This is a genomic window from Stenotrophomonas sp. NPDC077461 (assembly GCF_049545475.1).
GTDB lineage: Bacteria > Pseudomonadota > Gammaproteobacteria > Xanthomonadales > Xanthomonadaceae > Stenotrophomonas > Stenotrophomonas nematodicola.
Window position 1 is genome coordinate 109,239 of the sequence record NZ_JBMWDO010000008.1, and the last position, 25,080, is coordinate 134,318.

Consider the following 25,080-nt stretch of genomic DNA (forward strand, 5'->3'; position numbering starts at 1 on the left):
ACGTATTCATCTTCGCTTCGTTTGTGCAATGAGGAAAAGCGGCGCTAGAATCCCTTACAGCAGTCGCGCACGGGCCCTACACGATGAATCAGAACAGCAGGCGCCGACCGATCCGTTCGGCGGCAACCGGGTTGCTGGGCATGTTGATGCCCATCGCAATGTCTTCCACTGCACAGACCCCCAGTGCCTCGCCGTCCGCGTTCCCCGTCAACATCGAGAACAGCGTCCCGGCCAACGTGCCGCACACCCAGCCGGCCGCGTATCGCGCCGCGCCGGCCGCGCGGCAGGTACTGCCGCCCGCACCGGGCTTCAATGTCGCGGCAATCGAATCGATGGCCCAGCAGCTCACCTATGGCGAGCGCGTCCCCGGCATGGCCGTGGCGATCGTCCAGGGCGGCCGCGTGCTCAGCGCGCGGGGCTACGGCGTTACCGACGTCAACAATCCGCAGCAGGTCGACGCGCATACCGTGTTCCGCCTCGCGTCGCTGTCCAAGGCCTTCGCCGGTACGATGGCCGGCCTGCTGGTCAACGACGGCACCCTGCGCTGGGACAGCAAGGTCACCGACTACGTCCCCGGTTTCCGGCTGAACTCGCCGGAAGCAACCGAGCGGCTGACCGTGGCCGACCTGCTCAGCCATCGGGTCGGCCTGCCCTACAACGCATACGACCGCGACGTGGAAGCCAACGCGGAGTACTACACGCTGACCCACAAGTTGGCCTCGACCTCGCTCAAGTGCCAGCCGGGCGAGTGCTACGCCTATCAGAACGTTGCCTTCAGTCTGATCGGCGACGTGGTCTACGCCGCCTCCGGCAGTTTCTACGAACAGTCGGTCGAGCGTCGGTTGTTCAAGCCGCTGGGCATGGATGACGCCAGCCTCGGCCTGGCCGGCATCCAGGCCAGCTCGCGCTGGGCGCGTCCGCATGTGCGCAGCCGCAACGGCTGGGTTGCCCTGACCCCCAAGCCCACCTATTACCGGTTGGCACCGGCGGCCGGCGTCAATGCCAGCGCCAGCGACATGGCGCAGTGGCTGCTGGCCCACACCGGACACCGGCCCGACGTGCTGCCTGCGCCGCTGCTGGCCACCCTGCACTCCACCCTGATCAGCACCCCGGGCGAAATGCGCTCCGGCTGGCGCCGCGAACGCCTGCATTCGGCCGGCTACGCACTGGGCTGGCGCAACTTCGATTACGCCGGCCATGAAGTGGTGTTCCACGCCGGCGCGGTGCAGGGCTACCGTGGGCTGGTTGCGCTGGTGCCGGAACGCGACCTCGGCATTGCCATCATGTGGAACGGTGAAAGCAGCCTGCCCAGCGGCCTGCTGCCGACCGTGCTTGACGCAGCGATGGGCCTGCCCAGCCAGCGTTGGCTGGACGTGGATACCGACTTCGGCAGCGACAACCTGATGGCCGAAGATGCCGCCCCGCAGAACAAGCGCAAGGGCGTTTCGTCCAACCGTGCGGTGGCCTCGCCGCACTGATCGCAGCGACCTCTCATTGGAAAAAGGCGGCCACTTGGCCGCCTTTTTTTCTGTGGGCACCGGCCGGAAACGCACCCATAAAAAAACTCCCTCCCCGCTGGGCTGCCGGGGAAGGAGTTTCAGGTGCGGCTATCGGGAAACGCTTAGATCAGCGGTGCCGGGGTTGCCGGCAGGGCGACCGGGGCAGCCTTCTTCTTGCGGGCTGCCGGCTTGCGCTTTGCAACCTTCTTGACCGCCTTCTTGGCGGTGGCCTTCTTCGCCGTCGCCTTCTTGGCTACCTTCTTGACGGCCTTCTTCGCCGTCTTGCGGGTGGCCTTCTTGGCCGCCGCCTTCTTGGCTACCTTGCGGACAGCCTTCTTCGCGGACTTCTTGGCAGCCGCCTTCTTGGCGACCTTCCGGACGGCCTTCTTCGCCGTCTTCTTCACTGCCTTCTTCGCGGTCTTCTTGGCAGCCGCCTTCTTCGCTACCTTCTTGACCGCCTTCTTGGCGGCTGTCTTCTTCACTGCCTTGCGGGCGGTCGCCTTCTTGGCGGCCTTCTTCACCGTCTTCTTGGCCGCCGCCTTCTTGGCGACCTTCTTCACGGCTTTACGGGCAGTCGCCTTCTTAGCGACCTTCTTGGCTGCCTTTTTGGCGGCCGGCTTTTTCTTCGCAGCTTTCTTGGTTGCCATGGGATGGCTCCTCGTCAGTGATCTATGGAGTTGAAACGCCCAGGTAAAGCAAACCCGCCGTTGCTGCGTTGCGGGGACCGCCGTCGCGTCATGCGCGTCGTGACGGATACGGGGACACCTACCGGGATCGGCCAGGCAGGTGTCGGATCAGGGGTGCCCTTGCATTTCACCGAAGGAAGCGAAGCCGACTCCACCGTCATCGGATGCAAGGTGGATGTCCTGGTTGTGCTTCGCGACTGGATGTCGATTCTGCTCACTCTCTTGGCAGGCAAGGTCTGCTTGGCGAAACCTAATCACGCTTTTTTTCACTGTCAACAACCCCGGCGAAAAATTTTCACACCGGACACGTCCGACGCGCTGCGCCGAGCACCCGTTGGACACCCCGTACCGACACGTCATGCCCACACCAACGGACACGCCGATGCCCTGTCGGCGGCAAGCCCTGAAACAAAAACAACTTAAAAGAAGCACTTTCGCGAAACACACCCCGGGTGGCGGCATGCGCACAGGCAGGTGTGCGAGCAGCGGCGCGCCTGTCTGACCGGCTGCCAACAAAGGGGCAAAATCCGTCGGAAAAGTTTTCACATCCGGCTGCGCTTTTTACTACCCGATTGACGCAAATGCGCAAACTTTCTGCCGCGCAGTGTCGGCGCGATCGCACCTTCGGCAGGTCGCCAGCGGTCGTCCTGCGACCGCATGTCGATGTGCGGCGACGCGCATCGGCATGCTCATGACCCGTCGCGATGGGTTCCCAACCCGACGGCATGAGCCGACGCGGAACGCGCCGGCAGCGCGCGCACACCGCAACATCATCACGCCTCGCTAACGCCGCCGCGCCGGTGCATGCCGTTCGTTTTCCCGTCCGCGGGAGAACAGCCAAAAAAAAACGGCCGCACAAGGCGGCCGTTCCTGGGAGCGACGCAGGATCAGTGATCCTCGTTCTCCAGCAGCTCGGCGTAGTCGTCCGGCGCCAGCAGCTCGTTCAACTCGTCGGTGCCGGTCACTTCCACCACGAAGATCCAGCCTTCGCCGTACGCATCTTCGTTGATGGTTTCCGGCTTGTCCGACAGCGCGCTGTTGACCTCGACCACGGTACCGGTGATCGGGCTGTACACGTCCGAGGCGGCCTTCACCGACTCGACGACGGCGGCCTGCTCGCCCGCCTTGACCGTGTCGCCGACGTTGGGCAGCTCGACGTAGACCAGGTCGCCCAGCAGGCCCTGGGCATGGTCGGAAATACCGACGGTGACGCGGCCATTGCCTTCGACGCGCGCCCACTCGTGGGACTTGAGGAATTTGAGGTCGCCGGGGATCTCGCTCATGGAACTGCTCCGAGAAAATTCAGGGGTTCGGGAAACGGGGGTAGTGTAACCAACCGGCGCGGGCCGCTGGGCAACCGCGCGCCGGAAACTGCTGGATCAGGCCTCGACCAGCACGCCGGGCTGGGCCTGACCTTCGCGCACGAACGGGAACTTCACCACGCGCACCGGGACGTGCTTGCCGCGGATGTCCACGTGCACCTGGCCCAGCTCACCGGCCGGCACGCGGGCGAACGCGATGCCCTTGCCCAGCGTCGGGGAGAAGGTGCCGGACAGGATCTCGCCCTGGCCGCTGGCGGTGAGTACCGCCTGGCCGTGGCGCAGCACGCCCTTCTCGTCCATCACCAGGCCGATCAGCTGGCGTGCGTCGCCCGCCGCCTTCTGCGCTTCCAGCACCTCGCGGCCGATGAAGTCGCGGCCTTCGTCCAGCGCCACGGTCCAGGCCAGGGCGGCTTCGTACGGGGTGATCTGCTCGTCCATGTCCTGGCCATACAGGTTCATGCCGGCTTCCAGGCGCAGCGTGTCGCGCGCGCCCAACCCGGCCGGACGTACGCCGGCCTGCGCCAGGGCGTTCCAGAAGGCGACCACGTCGCTCTGCGGAATCAGGATTTCAAACCCGTCCTCACCGGTGTAGCCGGTGCGCGCCACGAACAGCGGCGCACCGCTGGCGGCGGTCGCCTCGATCGCGGCGAAACGGCCGAGCGTGTTCAATGCGGCGCGGTCGCCCTCCGCGGCCAGGCCGATCACGCGCGCGCGTGCGGTGGGGCCCTGCACGGCGATGATCGCCAGGTCGTCGCGCTCGGTGACCTGCACGTCGAAGGCGGCCGCCTGTTCACGGATCCAGGCCAGGTCCTTCTCGCGGGTGGAGGCGTTCACCACCATGCGGAAGAAGTCGTCGGCCAGGTAGTAGACGATCAGGTCGTCGATCACCCCGCCCTGCGGGTTGAGCATGCACGAGTACAGCGCCTTGCCGGTGGCCTTGAGCTTGTCCACCGAGTTGGCCAGCAGGCGGCGCAGGAACGGCTTGACCTGCGCGCCACGCAGATCGACCACGGTCATGTGGCTGACGTCGAACATGCCCGCGTCGGCACGCACCAGGTGGTGTTCGTCCAGCTGCGAGCCATAGTGGATGGGCATGTCCCAGCCACCGAAATCGACCATCTTGGCGCCGAGTGCGCGGTGGGTGTCGTTGAGAAGCGTCTTCTGGGTCATGACCGGTTCCGGGGGAATGAAGGCAAGAGCGCCATTATCCCAGAACCGTCTTCACAACGCCTGCGGCGGTGCGGAATGCGCCGCCGCAGCCTGCTCAGACCGGTTGCACTTTCAGCGTCATGCCCGCCACCGCCACCACCCGTACCGCGCTCCCGGCCGGCAGGTCCGGGCCATCCACCACCCAGAACGCGTCGTCGACCTTGGCGCGGCCCTTGCCTGCGACGATCGGCTGGTCCAGCAGCACCACCCGCCCCACCAGCTGCTCGGCACGCCGGTTCAACAACGGCGCGTCGCTCTGCCGATCGTGGGAGCGCCCCCAGCGCCGGTAGCACTGGATCGACACCACGCTGAGCAGCACGAACGCGACCACCTGCCACAGCAGCGGAATGTCGGCGAACACGGCCACCAGCACGAACACCGCCGCCGCCCCGATGCCGATCCACAACATGAACGCCCCCGGGGCCAGCGCTTCGGCCGCAAACAGCACCAGTGCCAGCGCGCCCCAGCCTACGACCTCCCAGCGCATGTCAGCCTCCGATCCGCGGCGGCACCGCGCGCGCGGCCTTCTTCTCTTCCTGCTTGGCGAACGCTTCCTTGGCCAGTTCGGCCACACCGGCGATCGATCCGATCACGCCACTGGCCTCCATCGGCATCAGCACCAGCTTCTGGTTCGGCGAGGTCGCCAGTTCCTTGAACGCCTCCACATACTTCTGCGCGATGAAGTAATTGATCGCCTGCACGTCGCCCTTGGCGATCGCGTCGGACACCATTTCGGTCGCCTTGGCTTCGGCCTCGGCCAGGCGCTCACGCGCCTCCGCATCGCGGAACGCGGCTTCCTTGCGGCCTTCGGCTTCGAGCACGGCCGCCTGCTTCTCGCCTTCGGCACGCAGGATCTCGGACTGGCGCGAGCCTTCGGCTTCCAGAATCTGCGCGCGCTTTTCGCGCTCGGCCTTCATCTGCCGAGCCATCGCGTCGAGCAGGTCGCGCGGGGGCTGGATGTCGCGGATTTCGATGCGGTTGACCTTCACGCCCCACGGGTTGGTGGCATGATCGACCACGCTCAGCAGCTGGGCATTGATCACCTCGCGCTGGCTGAGCGATTCGTCCAGGTCCATCGACCCGATCACGGTGCGGATGTTGGTCTGCACCAGCGCGATCATCGCCACTTCCAGGTTGGCCACTTCATAGGCCGCCTTGGACGCGTCGAGCACCTGGAAGAACACCACGCCGTCCACGCGCACCGCGGCGTTGTCCTTGGTGATCACTTCCTGGCTGGGCACGTCCAGCACCTGCTCCATCATGTTCACCTTGCGACCGACGCCGTAGACGATCGGAATCAGGAAATGCAGACCGGGGGACATGGTGTGGGTGTAGCGGCCGAAGCGCTCGACCGTCCACTCGTAGCCCTGCGGCACCATGCGCACGGCCTTGAACAGGATGACGACGGCCACGAAGGCAAGCACCAGCGAGAACAGCATGGTCGGAAACATCGGAAACTCCTTTCCCTGTGATGTTCCGATTGTACGGTCAGTTGCGCTGCGACACCCGGTTCAGCTGCCGCGGGGGGCAAACATGATCACCGTCATCCCGGCCAGGCACAGGGCGACGCCAAGCAGATCCCAGCGGCTGGGACGAATGCCGTCCACCAGCCACAGCCACATCAGCGCAGTGCCGATGTAGACGCCTCCGTAGGCGGCGTAGACGCGGCCGCTGGCGACCGGATGCAGGGTCAGCAGCCAGGCGAACAGGGCCAGGCTGGCCGCTGCCGGCAGCAGCAGCCACGCACTGCCGTCCTTGCGCAGCCACAGCCACGGCAGGTAGCAGCCGACGATTTCGGCCACGGCGGTCAGTACGAACAGCAGCAGCGTGTTCACGATGTCGCTTCGTCGCGCTTGGCCTGCTGCCAGAGGCGCTCCTGCGCCTCCAGGTCCAGCGCGTCCATGCGCTGCCCGGCGGCGGCGGCCTGCGCCTCCATCGCGCGGAAGCGGCGCTCGAACTTGTGGTTGGCCTGGCGCAGCGCCGCGCCGACATCGACCTTGGCGTGCCGGGCCAGGTTGGCACAGACGAACAGGAGGTCCCCGAGTTCTTCCTGCAGGCGCGCGTGGTTGGCCTGGACATCACCGCGGGCGAATTCCGCCGCCACCTCGTCCAGTTCCTCGCGCACCTTGTCCAGCACCGGCTGCGGGTCGGGCCAGTCGAAGCCGACCCGGGCCGCGCGGGCCTGCAGCTTCACCGCCCGCTGCCACTCGGGCAGGCCACGCGAAATGCCGGCCAGCGCGGAGGTATCGGTGTGGCCCTTGGCCGCGCGTTCGGCACGCTTGATCGCCTCCCAGTTCAGGTTGACCTGGTCGGCGTCGTCGACCTCCACGTCGGCGAAGATGTGCGGATGACGCCGCTGCATCTTGTCACTGATCGCACGGGCGACGTCGGCGAAGGCGAACGCACCCTGCTCGCTGGCCATCTGTGCGTGGAAGACCACCTGCAGCAGCAGATCGCCCAGTTCGTCCTTGAGGTCGTCCAGGTCACCGCGGTCGATCGCGTCGGCCACTTCGTAGGCCTCCTCGACGGTATACGGGGCAATGCTGGCGAAGTCCTGCTGCAGGTCCCACGGGCACCCCTGCGTGGGATCGCGCAGGCGCGCCATGATCTGCAGCAGGCGGTCCAGTTCGGCACTGGGGGTCATGCGGGGTTCTCCGATGGGGTCAGGCAGGCAACCAGTCGCGCCACGGCAGGCGGGTATCGCCCAGCGCGATGAAGTCGCCGTTCAACAGGGTGTCGCGGCGGTTGTAGCGGAACGGCTTGCCGGTGGCCGCCGACAGCACCGCACCACCGGCGGCGTGCAGCACGCACTGACCTGCGGCGGTGTCCCATTCGGCGGTCGGTCCCAACCGGGGGTAGACGTCGAGCGTGCCCTCGGCGAGCCGGCAGAATTTCAGCGACGAGCCCTGTGCGACCAGCTCGATCCCGCCCATCCGGTCCAGCAGCGCCTGCGTCTGCGGGCTGGGGTGCGAACGGCTGGCGGCGACCTTCAGCGGGGGCACGGCCGGCGTGCGGGTGCGCAGCACCGAGTCGCGCATGCCGTCGCGGCGATACGCCAGCTCACCACGCATCGCATGCCAGACCGTGCCACTGACCGGCGCCAGCACCACGCCGAAGGCCGGCGCCCCCTGGTAGATCAGCGCGATGTTGACGCTGAACTCGTCGTTGCGCTTGACGAACTCGCGGGTGCCGTCGAGCGGATCGACCAGCCAATAGGCACCCCAGTGCTGGCGCACCTCCCACGGCACCTGCGCCGATTCCTCGGACAGGATCGGCAGGTCCGGAGTGAGCTGGCCAAGGCCGCGCTCGATCACCTGGTTGGCGGCCAGGTCGGCCGCGGTGAGCGGGCTGCGATCGGATTTGATCTCCACATCGAACGCAGTGGCATACACCCCCATGATGGCGGCGGCGGCGTCCTGGGCGATGGCGATGACGGTTTCGCGCAGATCCGTCGTGAGTTTGATCATTCCCGACGTCCCAGCCACTCGCGGGCGATGAACAACGCCGCCAGCGAACGGCCTTCGGAGACGTCCTCGCGCAGCATCAGCTGGTCCAGATCGGCCAGCTTCCAGGGCACCACTTCCAGCTCCTCGGGTTCGTCGCCGACCAGGCGTTCGGGATAGAGGTCGCGGGCCACCACCAGCCAGGACTGGTGGCTCATGTAGGTCGGCGCCAGCGTCATCGCGCGCAGCACATCAATGCGGCGGGCACCGTACCCCGCCTCTTCCTTCAGTTCGCGGTCGGCGGCCTGCTCGGGGCTTTCCCCGGCATCGATGCGCCCTTTGACCAGGCCGAGCTCGTAACGGTGCACGCCGGCCGCGTATTCACGCACCAGCAGCACGGTCTCCTCGTCGAGCATCGGCACCACGACCACCGCGCCGTGGCCCCGGCTGACCAGACGCTCGAAACGGCGGCGTTCGCCGTTGGAGAATTCCAGGTCCAGGTGCTGGCGCTGGAAGGGCCCGCTTTCCTCGTCCGTGATCTGGTGGATGATGGGCAGGCGACGGCTCATGCGAACAGGCTCTTGGATAGAATGTGTGCAGGTGAAAACGTGTTCATGAGCCCGAAATGCTAGCAGACCCAGCCCCCCTCACGCTGGCCGACCGGTGGCGGCAACGCGACCTGGCTGTGCTGTGGCACCCGTGCACCCAGATGCGCGAGCACCCCGACACCCTGCCCCTGGTACCGATCGCGCGTGGCGAAGGCCCGTGGCTGATCGACCATGATGGCCGCCGCTACCTGGATGCGGTGAGCAGCTGGTGGACCAATCTGTTCGGTCACGCCGAGCACCGCATCGGCGCGGCCATCGCGCACCAGGCCACCCAGCTGGAGCAGGTGATGCTGGCCGGCTTCAGCCACGAACCGGCGGTGGCCCTGGCCGAGCGCCTGCTGGCGATCGCACCGCGTCAGCCCGGGCGCGACCCGCTGGCCAAGGTGTTCTACGCCGACAACGGGTCGGCCGGCGTGGAGGTGGCGCTGAAGATGGCGTTCCATTACTTCCGCAACCGCGGCGAGATGCACCGGACCCGCTTCGTGGCGCTGGAGAACGGCTACCACGGCGAGACGCTGGGCGCCCTGTCGGTCGGGGACATTCCGCTGTACCGCCGGGTGTACGCGCCCCTCCTCACCGAAGCACTGTTCGCACCGTCCCCCGACGCCTATCTGGCCGAGCCCGGTCAAAGTGCCGCCCAGCGCGCCCATGAGGCCGCCGACCGCCTGGCCGACCTGTTCGACCGGCATCCCGGCGAGATCTGCGCGGTGATTCTGGAGCCACGGCTGCAGTGCGCCGGCGGCATGCGCATGCACGACCCGGTGTATCTGCAGCGGGCGCGGGCGCTGTGCGATGCCAACGGCGCATTCCTGATCGCCGATGAAATCGCTACCGGCTTCGGCCGCACCGGCACGCTGTTCGCCTGCGAACAGGCCGGGGTGATGCCGGACCTGCTGTGCCTGTCCAAGGGCCTTACCGGTGGCTTCCTGCCGCTGGCCGCGGTATTGACCACCAAGGCACTGTACGACGCCTTCCTGGATGACTCGCGCGAGCGTGCCTTCCTGCATTCGCACAGCTATACGGGCAATCCGCTGGCCTGCGCGGCCGCGCTGGCCACGCTGGACATCTTCGCCACTGACGATGTGATCGCGCGCAACCGCAGCACCGCCGAGGTGATGCGGCGACTGGCCGCGCCGTTCGCCGACCATCCCCACATGGCCGACGTGCGCCAGGCCGGCATGGTGGTGGCCTTCGAGCTTGCCCGCAACGGCGACAGACACACCCCCTTCCCTGCCGAGGCGCGGATCGGGCTGCGCGCCTACACCGCCGCGCTGAAGCGCGGGGTGGTGCTGCGCCCGCTCGGCAACGTGCTGTATTGGATGCCTCCCTATTGCGTGGAGGACGAACACCTGGACCTGCTGGCCCAGACCACCCTGGCCGCCATCGAGGACGCCACCGCATGCGCGTGACCCGCAGCTTCATCCCGACCGCCCTCGCGATCGGCCAGACCGTGTCGCTGCCCGAGGACGCGGCCAACCACCTGGTGCGCGTGATGCGCCTGCGGGAGGGCGATACCTGCGTGCTGTTCAACGGCGATGGCCACGACTACACCGCACGCCTGGTCGAAGCAGGCAAGCGCGATGCGCAGGTGCGCATCGATGACGCCCACGAGGTGGCCAACGAGTCGCCGCTGCACATCACCCTGCTGCAGGGCATCGCGCGCGGAGAGAAAATGGACCTGATCCTGCAGAAGGCCACCGAGCTGGGCGTGAATGCCATCGTCCCGGTGAACGCCGAACGCACCGAAGTAAAGCTGGATGCGGCGCGTGCGGAAAAGCGCCTGGCCCACTGGGTCAGCGTGGTGGTCTCGGCCTGCGGCCAGTCTGGCCGGGCACGCGTGCCGTCCGTGGCCGCACCGCAATCGCTGCTCGATGCAGCACGCGGCCTGCCCGCCGGGGCGCTCAAGCTGACCCTGGATCCCCTCGGCGAGCATCGCCTGTCCACCCTGCAGGCGGCGGCCGGCGGTGTGGTGATCGCGATCGGGCCCGAGGGCGGCTGGTCGCCGCGCGACCGCCAGGCACTGCAGCAGGCCGGCTTCCAGGGCCTGCAGCTGGGTCCGCGCATCCTGCGCACCGAGACCGCCGGGCTGGCCGCGATTGCGGCCGTGCAGGCGCGTTTGGGCGATCTGGGGTAAGCAGTGCCACGACCCCCGGTCGTGGCCTGCCGGTCACGCCACCGGGTGGGCCTGGTCCAACGCCGCTTCCAGCGCGTCCAGGTCCGGCAGCAGTGCGCTCTGCTCGCCCAGCAGCACACGCATGTGCACGCCCTGCGGCAGGGTTTCCTCGGAGGCGTCGGCCAGCAGGCCGTCGCGCGGGACGGAGATCAACTGCGGGAAGCTCTGGGTCAGCAGGGCGAAATAGGGGCGTTGCGCATTGCCTCCCAAGGCCTTCAGCACCACCACCTTGTTGTTGCCATGTACCGGCTCGTCGCCGAGCCCGGACAGGCGCGCGAACGAAAGCAGCGGCACTTCCCAGCCATGCCACGCGATCTGCCCCACCAGCCAGGCGGGCGCATCGGCGATCGTCTCGACCGGCACTTTGGACATCATTTCGGCGACGGTGGCGTTGGGCAGCAGCACGCGCTCATGCCCGGCCTGGATCAGGACGCCGCGGATTTCGTCGTTGTTGGCGTAGCTCATGCGCTCTGGTTCCTGTAATGGGCGGCGGCGTGGTTCACGTGTCCCCGCCCCAACGATCGGCGATGACCTGGGCCAGCTGCTGCGGCTCACCGGCCTCCATGCCCGCAGCGACCACCGCATTGGCGGCGGTCGGGTCGTAGCAGCCCTCACCCACCTGGCCGGCCACCCAGGCACCGGCCACAGCCAGCGCGAGTACGTCATCGACCTGACTGGCATCGGCGCCACTGAGCAGCACCACCGCACTGTGCGCCGGCGGCAGCGCGCCGACCTGGACGCCGTGGGCATCGGCGACGAAGTGCAGGCCGCGGTTGTGGACGGTCACGCCGATGTCGTCGGACAGGATGTACACCTGCCCGGCTTCCACCGGCTGCGCGGCTTCGGCCAGCACCACCGGCAGCGCGGAGACGCGGGCCATCTGTTTGACCAGGTTGCCGTAGCGGCCGCCGTCCAGGCGCATGTGCACCAGTACCGGCGCAGCCAGCGTGGCCGGCAGGCCAGCCAGCAGCCGGCGCAGTGCGTCCGGACCGCCGATGCCTGCCAGCACGAGGACCGCGCCGGGGGCGGCACTGCCCGGGTCCACGTCGGCTTCCAGCGCCACCAGCGACAGGCGTTCGCTGTCGAACGCAGGCGGCGGCACAGCGGCGGCGACGGACGCTGCAGCAGGCGTGCCGTGGTCATCGACCAGCGACCAGCTGCTGTGATCGCCAAAGGAGGCCACCGGCAACGGGGGCGGCGCCACCGGCGGCGCCGCGTTGACGGGCGCCGGCACCGTTTCCGGCGGTGCCTGCAGCCCGGCCAGCGCTTCTTCCAGCGACATCGGCTCGCGGATGCCGGACGGCGCCTGGTAGAGACCGTCGGCCGGCACCTCGGTCGCCGCGTCGAACGCCTCGCGCACGTGGAACGACAGCGGCGCATCGGCATGCAGCTGCGCCGGGGTGGTCGGCAGGCCAGGTTCGGGCTGCAGCAGGTGGTCCTGCTCCGAGCCCGGCGGCAGCACGTCCTGGTGCCCATGCAGCTTGGCCGCCAGGTGACGCGCCCAGCGCTGGGCTTCCCAGCCGTCGCGACGGGCGGCCAGGTCGGCCTCGTCGAAGATCAGGGTCAGCGAGGGCGACGCCAGCACCGGGTCCAGGCGTTCCAGCGCATCCTCGATGGCCGGTTCCAGTGCGATCAGCACCGCGCCCGGATCGGCATCGCGCAGCGCCTGTGGCTCCAGGGTATTGGGATCGCCCTCGAACACCAGGCGCGCACCGGCGTGGCCGAGCGCATCGCGCAGGCGGTCGCGCGCCGCACCGTCACGGGCCAGCAGCGCCACCGACAACAGGGGATGGGAGTCACTCGCGGACACGGGCGATCCCCAGCAGGTCGTAAACGTTTCGCATCAGATCCAGTTCCTGGTACGGCTTGCCCAGGTAGCGCTGGACACCGATTTCGAACGCACGCTGGCGGTGCTTGTCGCCGCTGCGCGAGGTGATCATCACGATCGGCACCTGCTGGTAACGCGGATCGGCGCGCATCGCGGTGGCCAGTTCATAGCCATCCATGCGCGGCATCTCGATATCCAGCAGCATCAGATCGGGCACGCGCTCCTCCAGCCGCTCCAGTGCTTCGACACCGTCGCGGGCGACGGTCACTTCGAAGTTGTGGCGCTCCAGAATGCGGCCGGTGACCTTGCGCATCGTCAGCGAGTCGTCCACCACCATGACCAGCGGCACGTCGCGGTCGCTGACCTGGGTGGTCACCGCGATCGGCTTGTGCGGGTTGGCGAGGAAACGACGCACCAGCGGCGCGACGTCGAGGATGACCACGACGCGGCCATCGCCGGTGATCGTGGCGCCGTAGATACCCGGCACCGATGCGATCTGCAGACCCACCGGTTTGACCACGATTTCGCGGTTGCCGAGCACCTGGTCGATGGCCACGGCGGCCCGCAGGTCGCCGGCGCGCACCAGCAGCAGCGGCACCTGGGCCTGGCCTTCGGCGCGTGCCTGGGCCTGGCCGACCAGCGTGCCCAGGTCGTGCAGGGCGAACTCTTCGCCGCCGTAGTGGTACACACCGGCGCTGGTGGACTCGAAACGCTCGCGGGAGATGCGGCCGATGCCGCTGACCGACGCCACCGGTACCGCGTAGGTGGTGTCACCGATCTGCACGAACACGGCCTGGGTGACCGCCAGCGTCTGCGGCAGGCGCAGCGTGAAGGTGACGCCCTGCCCCCGCACGGAGTGGATGTCCACCGAGCCGCCGAGCTGGCGTACTTCGTTGTGCACCACATCCATGCCCACGCCACGGCCGGCCAGCTGGCTGACCTGGTCGGCGGTGCTGAAGCCGGAGGCGAAGATCATCGCGTCCAATTCGGTGTCGTTGAGGACCGCATCGGCCTCGATCAGGCCGCGCTGTTCGGCACGGCGACGGATCGCGTCACGGTCCAGGCCGGCGCCATCGTCGGCCACTTCCAGCACGATTTCCGAGCCCTCGCGACGCAGGCGGATGGCGATCTCGCCCTCTTCCGGCTTGCCGGCGGCACGGCGCTGCTCCGGCGTTTCAAGACCGTGGGCGACCGAGTTGCGCAGCATGTGTTCCAGCGGCGCGACCATGCGGTCCAGCACGTTGCGGTCCAGTTCGCCGTGGGTGCCTTCCAGCGTGACATGCACCTGCTTGCCGGTGTCCTGGCCGGCCTGGCGCACCACGCGGCGCAGGCGCGGCACCAGCCCGTCGAACGGCACCATGCGCGCGCGCATCAGGCCATCCTGCAGTTCCGAGCTGACGCGCGACTGCTGCTGCAGCAGGACGTCGTACTGGCGCGACAGATCATCCAGCACACCCTGCAGGCCTCCCAGGTCGGCCGCCGATTCGTTCAGCGCGCGGCTGAGCTGCTGCAGGGTGGAGAAGCGGTCCAGTTCCAGCGGATCGAACTTGTGGTCGGCCTGGTCCTGCTCGCGCTGGTAGCGCGCGACAATCTGCGCTTCGGTTTCCAGGTCGAGTCGGCGCAGCTGGTCGCGCAGACGGGCGTTGGTGCGGTCCAGTTCGGACATGGCCCCCCGGAACGCGCCCAGCTGCTGCTCAAGCCGCGAACGGTAGATCGCCACCTCACCGGCATGGTTGACCAGGCGGTCAAGCAGATCGGCGCGCACACGCACCTGTTCCTGCTGCGGACGTGCCAGCGCGTCGTCGTCGCCGACCACTTCCAGCGGCACCGGCGCGGACAGCGGTGCGGCCACCCGTGTGGCGATCGCATCGGCCACGGCCTGGTTGCGGTCCTCCACCACCGGCGCTTCGGCCGGCAGCGCGTCCTCGACCACGACCGCACGGCCCTGGGTCCGCTGCTCGAAGGCGGCGATCAGGTCGTCGGGCATCGCCACCGTGCGGTGGTCACCGGTGCGGGTGAGCATCTGGTGCAGGCGGTCGAAGCCACGCTCCAGCAGATGGACGTCGCTGCGGTCAATGTCGGTGCGGTTGGCCGCCACGGCTTCCAGCAACGATTCGATGCCGTGGCCAAGGTCACCGATCGGATTGATCCCGGCCATACGCGCGCCACCCTTGAGGGTGTGCAGATCGCGCTGCAGCCCGGCCAGCACGTCGCGGTCCTGCGGCGCGGCGCGCAGTTCGCTGATCAGGCCATCGCAGTGGTCGAGCAGATCCTTGCCCTCCTCCACGAAGATGTCGACCAGCTCCTGGTCGAGCACGCTGAAGTCCAGCGCGTCGGCGGCATCCTCGGCACCCTGCCCATCGACCCGCGTGGGCGCTTGCCCGGGGTCGGCGTCGGCGTCGGCGTCGGCGTCGGCGTCGGCGTCAAGGGTCGCGGAGGATGCCGGCGCATCGACCGATGCATCGATCGCGACGGTGGACTGTTCCAGTTCGAAGAACGGCGTGGGCGCGACGCGCGTTGCGGCGCTCTCCTGCGTTCCGGTGTCGTCCAGCGCATCGGCGAACGCATCCGCTTCGGCGCCGTCATCGTTGCTGGCGTCGAGTCCGATCACCCCCACCACGGGCGCCTCATTGCCCTCCGGCGCATCGACCACGGTCAGGCCGTCATCCAGCGCCTGTTGCGTATCCACCGGCTCGCCGAACGACGGCACCGGCGGCAACACGTCGTCCAGGGCATGGGCGTCGGCAATGAGGGCGTCCTCTTCCTCGTCGCTGAACGCCTCACCGTCGAACGCCGGCGGCGCGGCATCGGTGGCGTCGTGGTCTGCCGGCGCGGCGCCGGCGTTGTCGTGGACCACACCAAAGTAGCGCGACAGGTCATCGGCGGCGGTCAGCTCGACCGCGTCCAGACCGTCCGCTGCGGTGTCGTTCGCGGCGGTCTCCAGCACGGCATCCACCGCAACAACCACGTCGGCATCGGCGTCGTCGCCGCTGGCGGTCGCGACGCCGGCCGTACCGGTGGCAAGGGCCGCCGGGAGCGATGTTTCATCGAGGAAGCGGGACAGGTCGTCGCTGCCCGTCAGGTCGTCGCTGCCCGTCAGGTCGCCGATGGACAGCACCGACGCCTCGTCGGCGGCCAGGTCTGCCGCATCCAGGACCACCAGGCCGTCGGCCTCGAGCTCCGCGTCCTGCACATCCACGTCGTCGGACGCATCGGCACGGGCGAAGCCGGCCGCGTCGACGTCCTGTACGGATGCGTCGGCGTCGGGCAGTACGTCCGCGCCCAGTGGATCGGCGGCCGCCCTCTGTCCGGCGTCACTCACCGCGACAGCGTCGATGTCCTCGATGCGCTCGTCAGCATGGGCATCAGCCTCAGACGGTGCATCGATTGCTGTCGCATCGGCATCCGCGCTCTTCACTGCCTCGACCACCGGCTCGGCGTCGATGGCGTCGATGACGTCGGCGTCGGCGTCGAGCGCATCGAGCTCCGCCGTCTCCACGTCGATCGCGTCGTCGTCGACCAGCGCCGGCCAGCGCGCTTCGGGCAGCCGATCGGCCAGCGCCTGCAGGCGTGCGGCCAGGTCGTGCTGCACCGGAATGCGCGGGAACTCGGTCTGCAACGCGTTCATGGTCAGCGTGATCGCGGCGGCGGCATCGCGCAGCGCCGCCACACCGTCGGTCTCCGGCGTTTCACCGGCCGCCAGCGAGCGCTTGATGAACGATTCGGCAGCCCCGGTGACGGCCGTGATCTCCGGCACCTCGGTCATCGCGAACGCACCGTTCATGGTGTGCATGGCACGCAGCAGCAGATCGGTCACCGGCGCCGGGGTCACCGCTGCCGAATCCAGCCACGCGTGCAGCGTGGCCAGGTGGGTGTCGACCTCGGCCTCGAGGATTTCGCGCAGCACGCTGTCGATATTGGCCGGCGTACCGGCCTCGACCGGGGCGTCCGCCAGCACCTCGAGCGCGGGCTCGACAGGCGTCTCGGCGGTCGTGTTCTCCGCCACCGGCGCGGCAACGGGGGCCGGGCGCTGCAGCGGCACGTGGAAGGTCTCTTCACCGGCCGCCACGCGGTCGGCAATGGCCTGCATGGCCTGCAGGTCGGCGGTCACGCGGCTGTCGCCGCGCAGCGCGGCATTGAGCTGCGGCAGCACTTCATAGGCCTGTGTGACCATCGCGACGACCGCCGGGGTGGCCGCGCGGCTGCCGTCGAGCACGCGGTTGAGCATGCCTTCGACCTTCCAGCTGAACTCGCCCAGGGTGCGTGCGCCCACCAGACGGCCGCTGCCCTTGAGGGTATGGAAGACGCGACGGATCGGGCGCAGGCGGTCCAGATTGTCGGGCGCGGCACGCCATGCCGGCAGCAGGTTGCCCAGATTCTCCAGTTCCTCGTCGAATTCCTCGATGAAGACGTCGCGGATGTCCTGGTCGATGTTTTCGCCATCGTCCTCGAAACCGGCATCGATGCTGGTATCGAGGGTGTCCGGCGCCAGCGTGGCCGCGACCGGTGTCTCGACGGGCTGGGTGGTGAACTGGGCCGCCGCCGCGTCCAGCTCGGCCAGGAACCGCGCCGATTCGTCATCGAGGTCGATCTTGCCGATCACCGCTTCATGCACGCCGCCGCTGACCGGGGTCAGCGGCACATCGACCGCCAGGGTGTCGTCAGGCAGCGCATCGGCGGGGACAGCGTCCTCGACCGGCGCAGGTGCATCCGCGTCCATGTCGCCGGACGCGGTAACGCCATCGCTGGCGCCGCCGGCGGCGGTGTCCTGCAGGAAGGTCGGCAATGCGTCCACATCGAACGCGTCCGGTTCGGCCAGGTGCGCCGCCTCCTGGACACGCTGGGCATCCTGGACATCCAGCGACAGCACGTCGTCGGCGTTGCGCAGGTCGTCGTCGAAGGTGAACTCGATCGGCTCGTCGCTGATGTCCAGCACGTCATGCTCAGCGGCCACCGGGTCGAACCCGGCGGCGCTGTGGGCGATCACGATCTCGTCGGCCACGGCATCGACATCATCGGCCCCCGACAGCGCATCGGCGGTGTCGGTATCGGCGGCCTCGGCGGCAACGCTGTCCAGCGTCGGCACGAGGTTCCATGCGGTCGGCGCGGTCGGCGTTTCGGCCTGCACCGGATCGAACGCGGCAGATGCCGGTGAGACCTCATCATGCGGCCGCGCGGTGGACAGCTCCCACTGCGGCGCGTCCGGTGCCACCGGCGCGGTGGAGGCGTTGAACACCAGCGCGACCGGCGCGACCGGCGCGGGTTGCGCGGGTGCCGCGGGCAGCGGATCGAAGGTGAAGTCCGGCAACGGGGGCGGCACGCTGACCGGTTCCTGCGCAGCGAGCGGGGTCGGTTCGATCGCGATCGGCTCGATCGACGGCGCGTCCCACGCGGCCACATCGATGCGCTCGGCGGCGACCGGCAGCGCTTCGGCGCTGGTATCCGCCGGCGCGCTGCCGGCATCCGGCAACGGCCAGTAACGCAGGGTTTCCAGGCTGCTGCGGGTGATGTCCAGGATCTCGTCGCGACCGGGACGGCGTTCGCGCAGCGCTTCCAGGTAGTACTCCAGGCTGGCCATCGCATCGGCCAGCGTGTCGAGCTGGCGACCGCTGGGAACGCGCTGTTTGCCGATCAGCTCAACGGCAATGTACTGGCGCACGCCCTGCAGGTAGTCGGCCGGCACGGCCAGATCCAGCATGCGCAGCGCGCCGGACACCTCGCCCAGCAGGCGCGGCACTTCCTGCAGCTGCGCGTGGCTCCAGTTGGTTTCGATGAAGGCGACGAAGTGCTCGCGCGCCGCGGCGAAGTTGGCGATCGCCTCATGGGCCAGCACTTCCACCGTGCGGCGGTTTTCCACCGCGCTCGGGTCGTCCTCGCCACTGCCGCCGGCCCCGAGGTGGGCCACCTGGTCGTCCAGCGATGCATCCACGTACAGCAGCGCGCCGGCGATATCCAGCAGCAGCCCTTCGTCGATCTGCTGTTCGCCGTCGACCACGCTGCGCAGCGCATCGCGCTGCTGCACGACCACGCCGCGGGCAACGCCCAGGCCCATCATGCCGAGGGTATCGGCCACCGCACCCAGCTCGTTGACCTGGGTCTGCAGCTGCACCGGCTCGCCGTTGGTGCGCAGGTGCAGATCGAGCGCATCCTTGATGCGCAGCAGTTCTTCCTTGACCGCGTTGCCCACGGTATCGAGCAGCTCGCGGTTGCGGCCGCTCAGGCTGCCGCGCGCGTGGTCCAGTTCGGCTTCGGTGGCGCTGGCGCTGTCCGGCGCGAAGGCGAACAGCACGCTTTCGTTGATGCCCGGCGCAGCGCGCGCAGCCCGGATGTCATTGAGCAGCGGCAGCAGCACGATCGGGATATCCCGGTGGCCGTTCTGCAGGCGCTCCAGATAATCGGGCAGCAGCACGCTGCCGCGCATCAGCGTGGCACAGGCTTCATCGCGGTCGGGCACCTGTCCGGCACCGATGGCGTTGGCCAGCTGTTCCAGCTCCTCGGCCACCATCGCCGGAGCGTACAGCTCGACCATCCGCAGGGTGCCCTGCACCTGATGCAGGTAGCCGGCGCAGAAGCGCATGCGGCCGCCGTCAGCGGGGTCTTCCACGAAGTACTCGACCTCGTGCCGGACCTGGCGCAGGGTTTCGTCCAGCTCCGGCTTGACCCAGCCCAGGGCAGCGTGGCTCATCGCATCGCGCAGCGTGCTCATGCCAGGGCTCCGGGCAGGTTCGCGCACAGGATGTGCTGGTGATTGTGGCGATGCATCATCTGCTGATTCCTTCCCTCTCCGCCCTGCCGGTCGTTCACGCCGGCAGCTTGAAGTCGGCAACCGAGCGGCGCAGGTCGGCCGCCAGCTGTGCCAAATGACCGATCGACTCGGCGGTCTGTCCCGCACCCTGCGAGGTCTGGCCGGTAATCTGACGGATCACGCCCATCGTGCGGGTGATGTCCGATGCAGCGGCCGACTGCTGCTGGGCAGCGATCGAGATGTTCTTGATGAGGTTGTTGAGCGCGTTGGACACGCGTTCGATTTCGGTCAGGGCGGTACCGGCGTCTTCGGCCAGGCGCGCACCGGACACCACTTCGGCGGTGGTCTGCTCCATCGAGCTGACCGCTTCGTTGGTATCGGCCTGAATGGCCTGGACGAGGTTTTCGATGCGTCGCGTCGCGCCGGAGGTACGTTCTGCCAGGCGCTGCACTTCGTCGGCCACGACCGCGAAACCACGCCCGGCTTCACCGGCCGAGGCCGCCTGCACGGCCGCGTTCAAGGCCAGGATGTTGGTCTGCTCGGAAATGTCGTTGATCAGTTCCACGATCGAGCCGATTTCCTGCGAGGACTCACCCAGGCGCTTGATGCGCTTGGAGGTTTCCTGGATCTGGTCGCGGATCTGGTCCATGCCCTGGATCGTTTCGCGCACCACGCCGGCACCTTCGGCGGCGATGACCACCGAGCGCTGGGCCACGTCGGCCGATTCGGCCGAGTTGCGCGACACCTGCTCGATGCTCGACGCGATTTCGCCGATGCGGTCCGACGCCGAGGTGATCTGGTTGGCCTGGTGACCTGCCGCTTCGGCCAGCTGCATGGCCGTGGCCTGCGTCTCCTGGGTGGACACGGCGACCTTGGCCGAGGTGTCGTTGATGGTGGTCACCAGGTGGCGCAGTTCGTCCACGGCGTAGTTGATCGCGTCGGCGATCGCGCCGGTCATGTCCTCGGTCACCGAGGCCTTGACCGTCAGGTCGCCTTCACCCAGCGAGCTGATTTCGTCCAGCAGCCGCATGATCGCCTGCTGGTTGCGGCTGTTGAACTCCACCTGGGTCTGGTAGCGCAGTTCCTGTTCACGCGAGCGGCTGCGCACGGTGCTGCTGACGAAGCCGACGATGGCGATCAGCGACAGCGCGCCGGAAATGACGCCCAGCCAGAAGTTCGGGAACAACCGCGTATCGCGCACCGAACCGAACGAGGAGAAGGCTTCGAACAGCTTCTTGCTGTCGTCCAGCATCCTGCCGGCGCCGGCGGTCAGGGCGGCGGCCGACGACTGCGCGGCGAACAGCTGGCGCGAGCTGGCCAGGATCGCGTCGGCGTCCTGCTTCATCGTGTCCCACTGCTTCTGCGACTGCTCAAGCGCGGTCAGTGCGGCGGCGTTGCGGACCGGGGTAATGCCCAGTTCCTCGTTGCCGTTGCGCAGCGCGTCGAGCACCTGGGTGAACACCACCGAGTCGCGCGCCAGCGCATCGCCGGCGGCAGCGGCATTGGCGCCACCGGCGCGCATTTCGGTCACACGGCGGGCCATCGAGCCCACCACCACGACCTGCTGCAGGGCGTTGTAGACCTGCGAGGCGGGCGCGCCGCCGGCCGACATCGCGCGGACCACTTCGTTCAGCTGCGCCTGCAGGGCCGGCACGCCGTTGACGAAGTTGTTGGCATTGCCGGCCAGCGCCAGCACCGCCGGTTCACTGGCCACCAGCTGGCCGGCGCTCTTGCCGAGCGGCTCCCAGGTCTGGCTGAGCTGCTCCAGCGGGCCGGCCACGTTGGCCTCGTTGCCGTAGCGCCCCTTGAGGTTGCTCACCGTGCCTTCGATGCGGGTCTTGGTGTCCTTGAACGCAGTGAACGCCTGCGCGTTGCCCGACACCGCCTCACGGCCCTGGTTGGCCAGCTGCTGGGACAACACCTGCAGGTCGGCCGCGCCGGTGCTGGCGCCGGCCAGGCGGCTGCCCTGCCAGGTGGCTACGCCGGTGTTGACGCCGAACACGATCATCGACAGGGCCAGCAGGCCCAGCCAGAAATTGGTTCCCACCGAGCCCAGCTTGCCGGCCTTGGCGGATTCCGAAGCAGTACTCATGGTTCAACCTCGATCTTCAATGCGGTGAGACAGACGGCGACGGTCAGGCCGCGGCCTGCCTGAATTCGGGGGTGCGCGACAGCAGCGACAGCGAGAACACGCCCCAGTCATGACCGTCGCCGTGGAAGGCGCGGTCGACGAAGTGGCCATACCGGCCTTCGGCGAGATCGCCGGCCGCCACGTCCTGGTCCTGCTCGAAGCTGCGCTGGCCGAACAGCTCATCGATGGTCAGCGCGACGTCGCCACCGGCCTGGCGCATGATCAGCACGCGCTGGCCTTCCTGCTGCACGGTGCGCTCGCCTTCCAGGAAGTACTTCAGGTCGACCACCGGGAACAGATTGCCGCGCAGGTTGCCCACGCCCAGCAGCCACGGCTGCGCGCCGGGCACCGGGGTCACCGGCGGCATCGGCACGATTTCAACCACTTCGCGGAAGTCGGACACCAGCCGGCGCCTGCCGACCCGGTAGCCGACACCACGCCACAGATCCTGCGAAAACTGTCGTTCCGGCAGCTGCACGGCATGGGCCAGGCTGCGCCGTTCGTAGGCTTCCAGGATGTCGAAGGGAGAGCGCATCAGACCACCAGTTCGTTGATCCGCGCGATCAGTTCCTCCTCGCGCGGCGGCTTGACGATGTAATCGGCCGCCCCCTGTCGCAGCCCCCATGCCTTGTCGGTTTCCATCGCCTTGGTACTGACGATGACCACCGGGATGTGCCTGGTCGCTGCGTCCCGCGCCATCGCGCGGGTCGCCTGGAAACCACTCATGCCCGGCAGCACGACGTCCATCAGCACCAGCTGCGGCAACTGCTCGCGCACGAGCTGGAGCCCGTCCTCGGCGTTGTCCGCTTCCAGTACTTCATGGCCGGCCTTGCGCAACCACTGCGTGAACACCGCACGGTCGGTCGGTGAATCCTCGATCAGAACGATTCGAGCCATTGTGCCTTTCCCCCCTGGTCAGGCGTTTACGTATGTGCGGATGGCACCCAGCAGTTCTTCACGCGTGAATGGCTTGGTCAGGTACTGCTCCGAGCCGACGATGCGCCCGCGCGCCTTGTCGAACAGGCCGTCCTTGGAGGACAGCATGATCACCGGCGTGGACTTGAACAGCTGGTTGCCCTTGATCAACGCGCAGGTCTGATACCCGTCAAGACGCGGCATCATGATGTCCACGAAGATGATCTGCGGTTGCTGGTCGGCGATCTTGGCCAGCGCCTCGAAACCATCGGTCGCGGTCACCACCTCGCAGCCTTCGCGCTTGAGCAGTGTTTCCGCGGTCCTGCGAATGGTCTTCGAATCGTCGATGACCATGACCCTGAGCCCTGCGAGTTCCCCACCCGCAGCCATGTTTTCAGTCATTACCTTTCCCCGAGCGCGCGACGCTTCTGCTGGTCTGGCGCCGCTGCGAAAGCGTATCTATATCCCAATTCCGGCGCAGGCTTCAAGCACCGCGGCTGCCGCCAAGCAGGCCGCGGGTCTCCGCCCCCCGCCGGACCCGGAACTGCGCAAACCCGCGGCCGCCACCGGCGCCGGCGGACACTGCGTTGCAGCCGTACCGGGCAGGCAACCGGGGCCCATTGCCGCTACCATCATCGGCCTGCCCGCCAGGTTGCGACCATGCCGTTGAACGTCATCGTGGTGATGGACCCCATCGCCGACATCAAGATTGCCAAAGACACCACCTTCGCCATGCTGCTGGAAGCCCAGCGACGCGGCCATGCCCTGCACTACGTCGCCCCGGGCGGCCTGGCGCTGCGGGACGGCCAGGCGGTCGCCCGGACCGCACCGCTGCAGGTGCGCGACGACGCGCGGGACTGGTTCACCCTGGGCGAATTCAGCCAGACCCCGTTCGGCCCCGGCCAGGTCGTGCTGATGCGCAAGGACCCGCCGGTGGATGCCGAATTCATCTACGACACCCACGTGCTCAGCGTGGCCGGGCAGGCCGGCGCGATGGTCGTGAACGACCCGCAGGGCCTGCGCGACTTCAATGAGAAGCTGGCTGCGCTGCTGTTCCCGCAGTGCTGTCCGCCGACCCTGGTCAGCCGTCGCAGTGCCGACCTGAAAGCCTTCGTGCTCGAACACGGCCAGGCCGTGCTCAAGCCGCTGGATGGCATGGGCGGGCGCTCGATCTTCCGCAGCGGCACCGGCGACCCGAACCTGAACGTGATTCTGGAAACCCTGACCGACGGCGGGCGTACGCTGGCGCTGGCGCAGAAGTTCATCCCGGACATCACCGCCGGCGACAAGCGCATCCTGCTGGTGGACGGCGAACCGGTCGACTACTGCCTGGCGCGCATCCCGCAGGGCGACGAGTTCCGTGGCAATCTCGCCGCCGGCGGCCGCGGCGAAGGCCGCCCGCTGAGCGAGCGCGACCGCTGGATCGCCGCGCAGGTGGGCCCGGAAATGAAGCGCCGTGGCATGCGCTTCGTCGGCCTGGACGTGATCGGCGACTATCTCACCGAGGTCAACGTCACCAGCCCCACCTGCGTACGCGAACTGGATGCGCAGTTCGGCCTCAACATCGCCGGGCTGCTGTTCGATGCGATCGAGGCCGGTCTGCCGCAATGAGTGCCCGCGTCGCTCCGGCCCCCAGCCCGCAGGCGCGCGAGTCGCAGCGGCTGGGCGCGACCCTGACCCTGTCGGTGATCGTGCATGGGCTGCTCATCCTCGGCGTGGGCTTCGCGGTCAGCGACCAGGCCCCGTTGGTGCCGACCCTGGATGTGATCTTCAGCCAGACCCGGACCGCGCTGACGCCCAAACAGGCCGACTTCCTCGCCCAGGCCAGCCAGGTCGGCGGCGGCGACCACGACAAGGCCGAGCGCCCGCGCGACAACCAGGCCGGGATCGTGCCGCAGCCGCAGACCGGCCTGTCGCCGGTGCCGCAGCAGCGCCAGGATGCGGCCAGCCCGCCGCCCCCGCAGGCACGCGTGATCAGCAGCCGCAACAGCCCCGAGAGCGTCGCCGACGCGCAGCCGCAACCGCTGCCCGACCGCCCCACGCCGGACGCGCCGGTCACCGCACGCGAACAGCGCGACGCGGAGATGGCGCGGCTGGCCGCCGAAGTGCACCTGCGCTCGGCGCAGTACGCCAAGCGCCCCAACCGGAAGTTCGTGTCGGCGAGCACGCGCGAATACGCCTACGCCAACTACCTGCGGGCCTGGGTCGACCGTGCCGAGCGGGTGGGCAATCTGAACTACCCCGATGAGGCGCGCCAACGCCGGCTCGGCGGCCAGGTGGTGATCACCGTGGGCGTCCGCCGCGACGGCAGCGTGGAAAGCAGCCGCATCCTGCGCAGCAGCAACAGCCCCCTGCTGGATGCCACCGCGCTGCGCGTCATCGCCCTGGCCCAGCCGTTCCCGCCGCTGCCCAGAACCGACGATGGCGTGGACATCCTGCAGGTCACGCGCACCTGGGTGTTCCTGCCCGGCGGCGAGCTGCGCGACGACCGCTGACCCGGCCACTGACGAGGCCGGGCGCC

At 68.3% G+C, this 25,080-nt stretch carries 21 protein-coding genes; 5 read left to right on the forward strand and 16 right to left on the reverse strand.

Annotated features, from left to right (window positions below; all coding sequences use genetic code 11):
- The first annotated feature begins 83 nt into the window (after positions 1-83).
- On the forward strand, positions 84-1,478 hold the full coding sequence (locus ACPEH8_RS14480) for a serine hydrolase domain-containing protein (protein ID WP_017354604.1): 1,395 nt from the start codon (positions 84-86) through the stop codon (positions 1,476-1,478).
- Positions 1,479-1,621: 143 nt separating this feature from the next.
- On the opposite strand, the gene ACPEH8_RS14485 is transcribed toward ACPEH8_RS14480, so the two are convergent.
- The 9 genes from ACPEH8_RS14485 to nudE all read right to left on the reverse strand — a co-directional run bounded on the left by ACPEH8_RS14485 (position 1,622) and on the right by nudE (position 8,728).
- Positions 1,622-2,146, reverse strand: coding sequence for a hypothetical protein (locus tag ACPEH8_RS14485; protein WP_423667258.1), 525 nt, complete (start codon positions 2,144-2,146; stop codon positions 1,622-1,624).
- A gap of 926 nt (positions 2,147-3,072) precedes the next feature.
- Positions 3,073-3,468, reverse strand: a complete 396-nt coding sequence (gcvH, locus tag ACPEH8_RS14490; RefSeq protein ID WP_017354602.1) for a glycine cleavage system protein GcvH — start codon at positions 3,466-3,468, stop codon at positions 3,073-3,075.
- Positions 3,469-3,564: 96 nt separating this feature from the next.
- Entirely contained in the window at positions 3,565-4,677 is a 1,113-nt protein-coding gene (gcvT, locus tag ACPEH8_RS14495) for a glycine cleavage system aminomethyltransferase GcvT (RefSeq protein ID WP_166473345.1), read from the reverse strand.
- Positions 4,678-4,771: 94 nt separating this feature from the next.
- The gene (locus ACPEH8_RS14500) at positions 4,772-5,203 is read right to left on the reverse strand and encodes an NfeD family protein (protein ID WP_017354600.1); all 432 of its coding nucleotides are present in this window, start codon (positions 5,201-5,203) and stop codon (positions 4,772-4,774) included.
- 1 nt (position 5,204) lies between these two features.
- Positions 5,205-6,167, reverse strand: coding sequence for an SPFH domain-containing protein (locus ACPEH8_RS14505; protein WP_017354599.1), 963 nt, complete (start codon positions 6,165-6,167; stop codon positions 5,205-5,207).
- A 60-nt stretch (positions 6,168-6,227) separates the two neighbouring features.
- Complete coding sequence (locus ACPEH8_RS14510) at positions 6,228-6,551, reverse strand: YnfA family protein (RefSeq protein WP_017354598.1); 324 nt, start codon at positions 6,549-6,551, stop codon at positions 6,228-6,230.
- The gene (gene mazG, locus ACPEH8_RS14515; protein ID WP_017354597.1) at positions 6,548-7,360 is read right to left on the reverse strand and encodes a nucleoside triphosphate pyrophosphohydrolase; all 813 of its coding nucleotides are present in this window, start codon (positions 7,358-7,360) and stop codon (positions 6,548-6,550) included. Before mazG ends, ACPEH8_RS14510 begins: the two co-directional genes overlap by 4 nt.
- Positions 7,361-7,379: 19 nt before the next feature.
- Positions 7,380-8,183: a 3'(2'),5'-bisphosphate nucleotidase CysQ gene (cysQ, locus tag ACPEH8_RS14520; protein WP_423667261.1), complete on the reverse strand. Its 804-nt coding sequence runs from the start codon at positions 8,181-8,183 to the stop codon at positions 7,380-7,382.
- Positions 8,180-8,728, reverse strand: coding sequence for an ADP compounds hydrolase NudE (gene nudE / locus ACPEH8_RS14525; protein ID WP_017354595.1), 549 nt, complete (start codon positions 8,726-8,728; stop codon positions 8,180-8,182). Before nudE ends, cysQ begins: the two co-directional genes overlap by 4 nt.
- 56 nt (positions 8,729-8,784) lie before the next feature.
- On the opposite strand from nudE, the gene bioA reads away from it, so the two are divergent.
- A complete protein-coding gene (bioA, locus tag ACPEH8_RS14530; RefSeq protein WP_423667264.1) occupies positions 8,785-10,176 on the forward strand; it encodes an adenosylmethionine--8-amino-7-oxononanoate transaminase in 1,392 nt (463 codons plus the stop codon).
- Positions 10,167-10,901: a 16S rRNA (uracil(1498)-N(3))-methyltransferase gene (locus ACPEH8_RS14535; protein WP_017354593.1), complete on the forward strand. Its 735-nt coding sequence runs from the start codon at positions 10,167-10,169 to the stop codon at positions 10,899-10,901. The genes bioA and ACPEH8_RS14535 overlap by 10 nt, the downstream gene beginning before the upstream one ends.
- Before the next feature lie 33 nt (positions 10,902-10,934).
- Here the strand turns inward: ACPEH8_RS14535 and ACPEH8_RS14540 are convergent, their stop codons facing one another.
- The 7 genes from ACPEH8_RS14540 to pilG form a co-directional block, all read right to left on the reverse strand.
- Positions 10,935-11,405 carry a chemotaxis protein CheW gene (locus tag ACPEH8_RS14540; protein ID WP_017354592.1) on the reverse strand — a complete coding sequence of 157 codons (471 nt, stop codon included), beginning with the start codon at positions 11,403-11,405 and terminating at the stop codon, positions 10,935-10,937.
- A 34-nt stretch (positions 11,406-11,439) separates the two neighbouring features.
- The gene (locus ACPEH8_RS14545; protein WP_136003062.1) at positions 11,440-12,750 is read right to left on the reverse strand and encodes a chemotaxis protein CheB; all 1,311 of its coding nucleotides are present in this window, start codon (positions 12,748-12,750) and stop codon (positions 11,440-11,442) included.
- A complete protein-coding gene (locus tag ACPEH8_RS14550) occupies positions 12,737-19,474 on the reverse strand; it encodes an Hpt domain-containing protein (RefSeq protein WP_423667266.1) in 6,738 nt (2,245 codons plus the stop codon). The genes ACPEH8_RS14545 and ACPEH8_RS14550 overlap by 14 nt, the downstream gene beginning before the upstream one ends.
- A gap of 94 nt (positions 19,475-19,568) precedes the next feature.
- Complete coding sequence (locus tag ACPEH8_RS14555; RefSeq protein ID WP_017356961.1) at positions 19,569-21,605, reverse strand: methyl-accepting chemotaxis protein; 2,037 nt, start codon at positions 21,603-21,605, stop codon at positions 19,569-19,571.
- A gap of 43 nt (positions 21,606-21,648) precedes the next feature.
- The gene (locus tag ACPEH8_RS14560; RefSeq protein ID WP_017356960.1) at positions 21,649-22,179 is read right to left on the reverse strand and encodes a chemotaxis protein CheW; all 531 of its coding nucleotides are present in this window, start codon (positions 22,177-22,179) and stop codon (positions 21,649-21,651) included.
- Positions 22,179-22,541: a response regulator gene (locus ACPEH8_RS14565; protein ID WP_017356959.1), complete on the reverse strand. Its 363-nt coding sequence runs from the start codon at positions 22,539-22,541 to the stop codon at positions 22,179-22,181. Before ACPEH8_RS14565 ends, ACPEH8_RS14560 begins: the two co-directional genes overlap by 1 nt.
- An 18-nt stretch (positions 22,542-22,559) precedes the next feature.
- Positions 22,560-22,961: a twitching motility response regulator PilG gene (gene pilG / locus ACPEH8_RS14570; RefSeq protein WP_017356958.1), complete on the reverse strand. Its 402-nt coding sequence runs from the start codon at positions 22,959-22,961 to the stop codon at positions 22,560-22,562.
- A gap of 258 nt (positions 22,962-23,219) precedes the next feature.
- On the opposite strand from pilG, the gene gshB reads away from it, so the two are divergent.
- Entirely contained in the window at positions 23,220-24,170 is a 951-nt protein-coding gene (gene gshB, locus ACPEH8_RS14575; protein WP_017356957.1) for a glutathione synthase, read from the forward strand.
- Positions 24,167-25,054 (forward strand): TonB family protein, encoded by an 888-nt coding sequence (locus tag ACPEH8_RS14580; RefSeq protein WP_423667269.1) that lies wholly within the window; start codon positions 24,167-24,169, stop codon positions 25,052-25,054. Before gshB ends, ACPEH8_RS14580 begins: the two co-directional genes overlap by 4 nt.
- Positions 25,055-25,080: the final 26 nt, after the last annotated feature.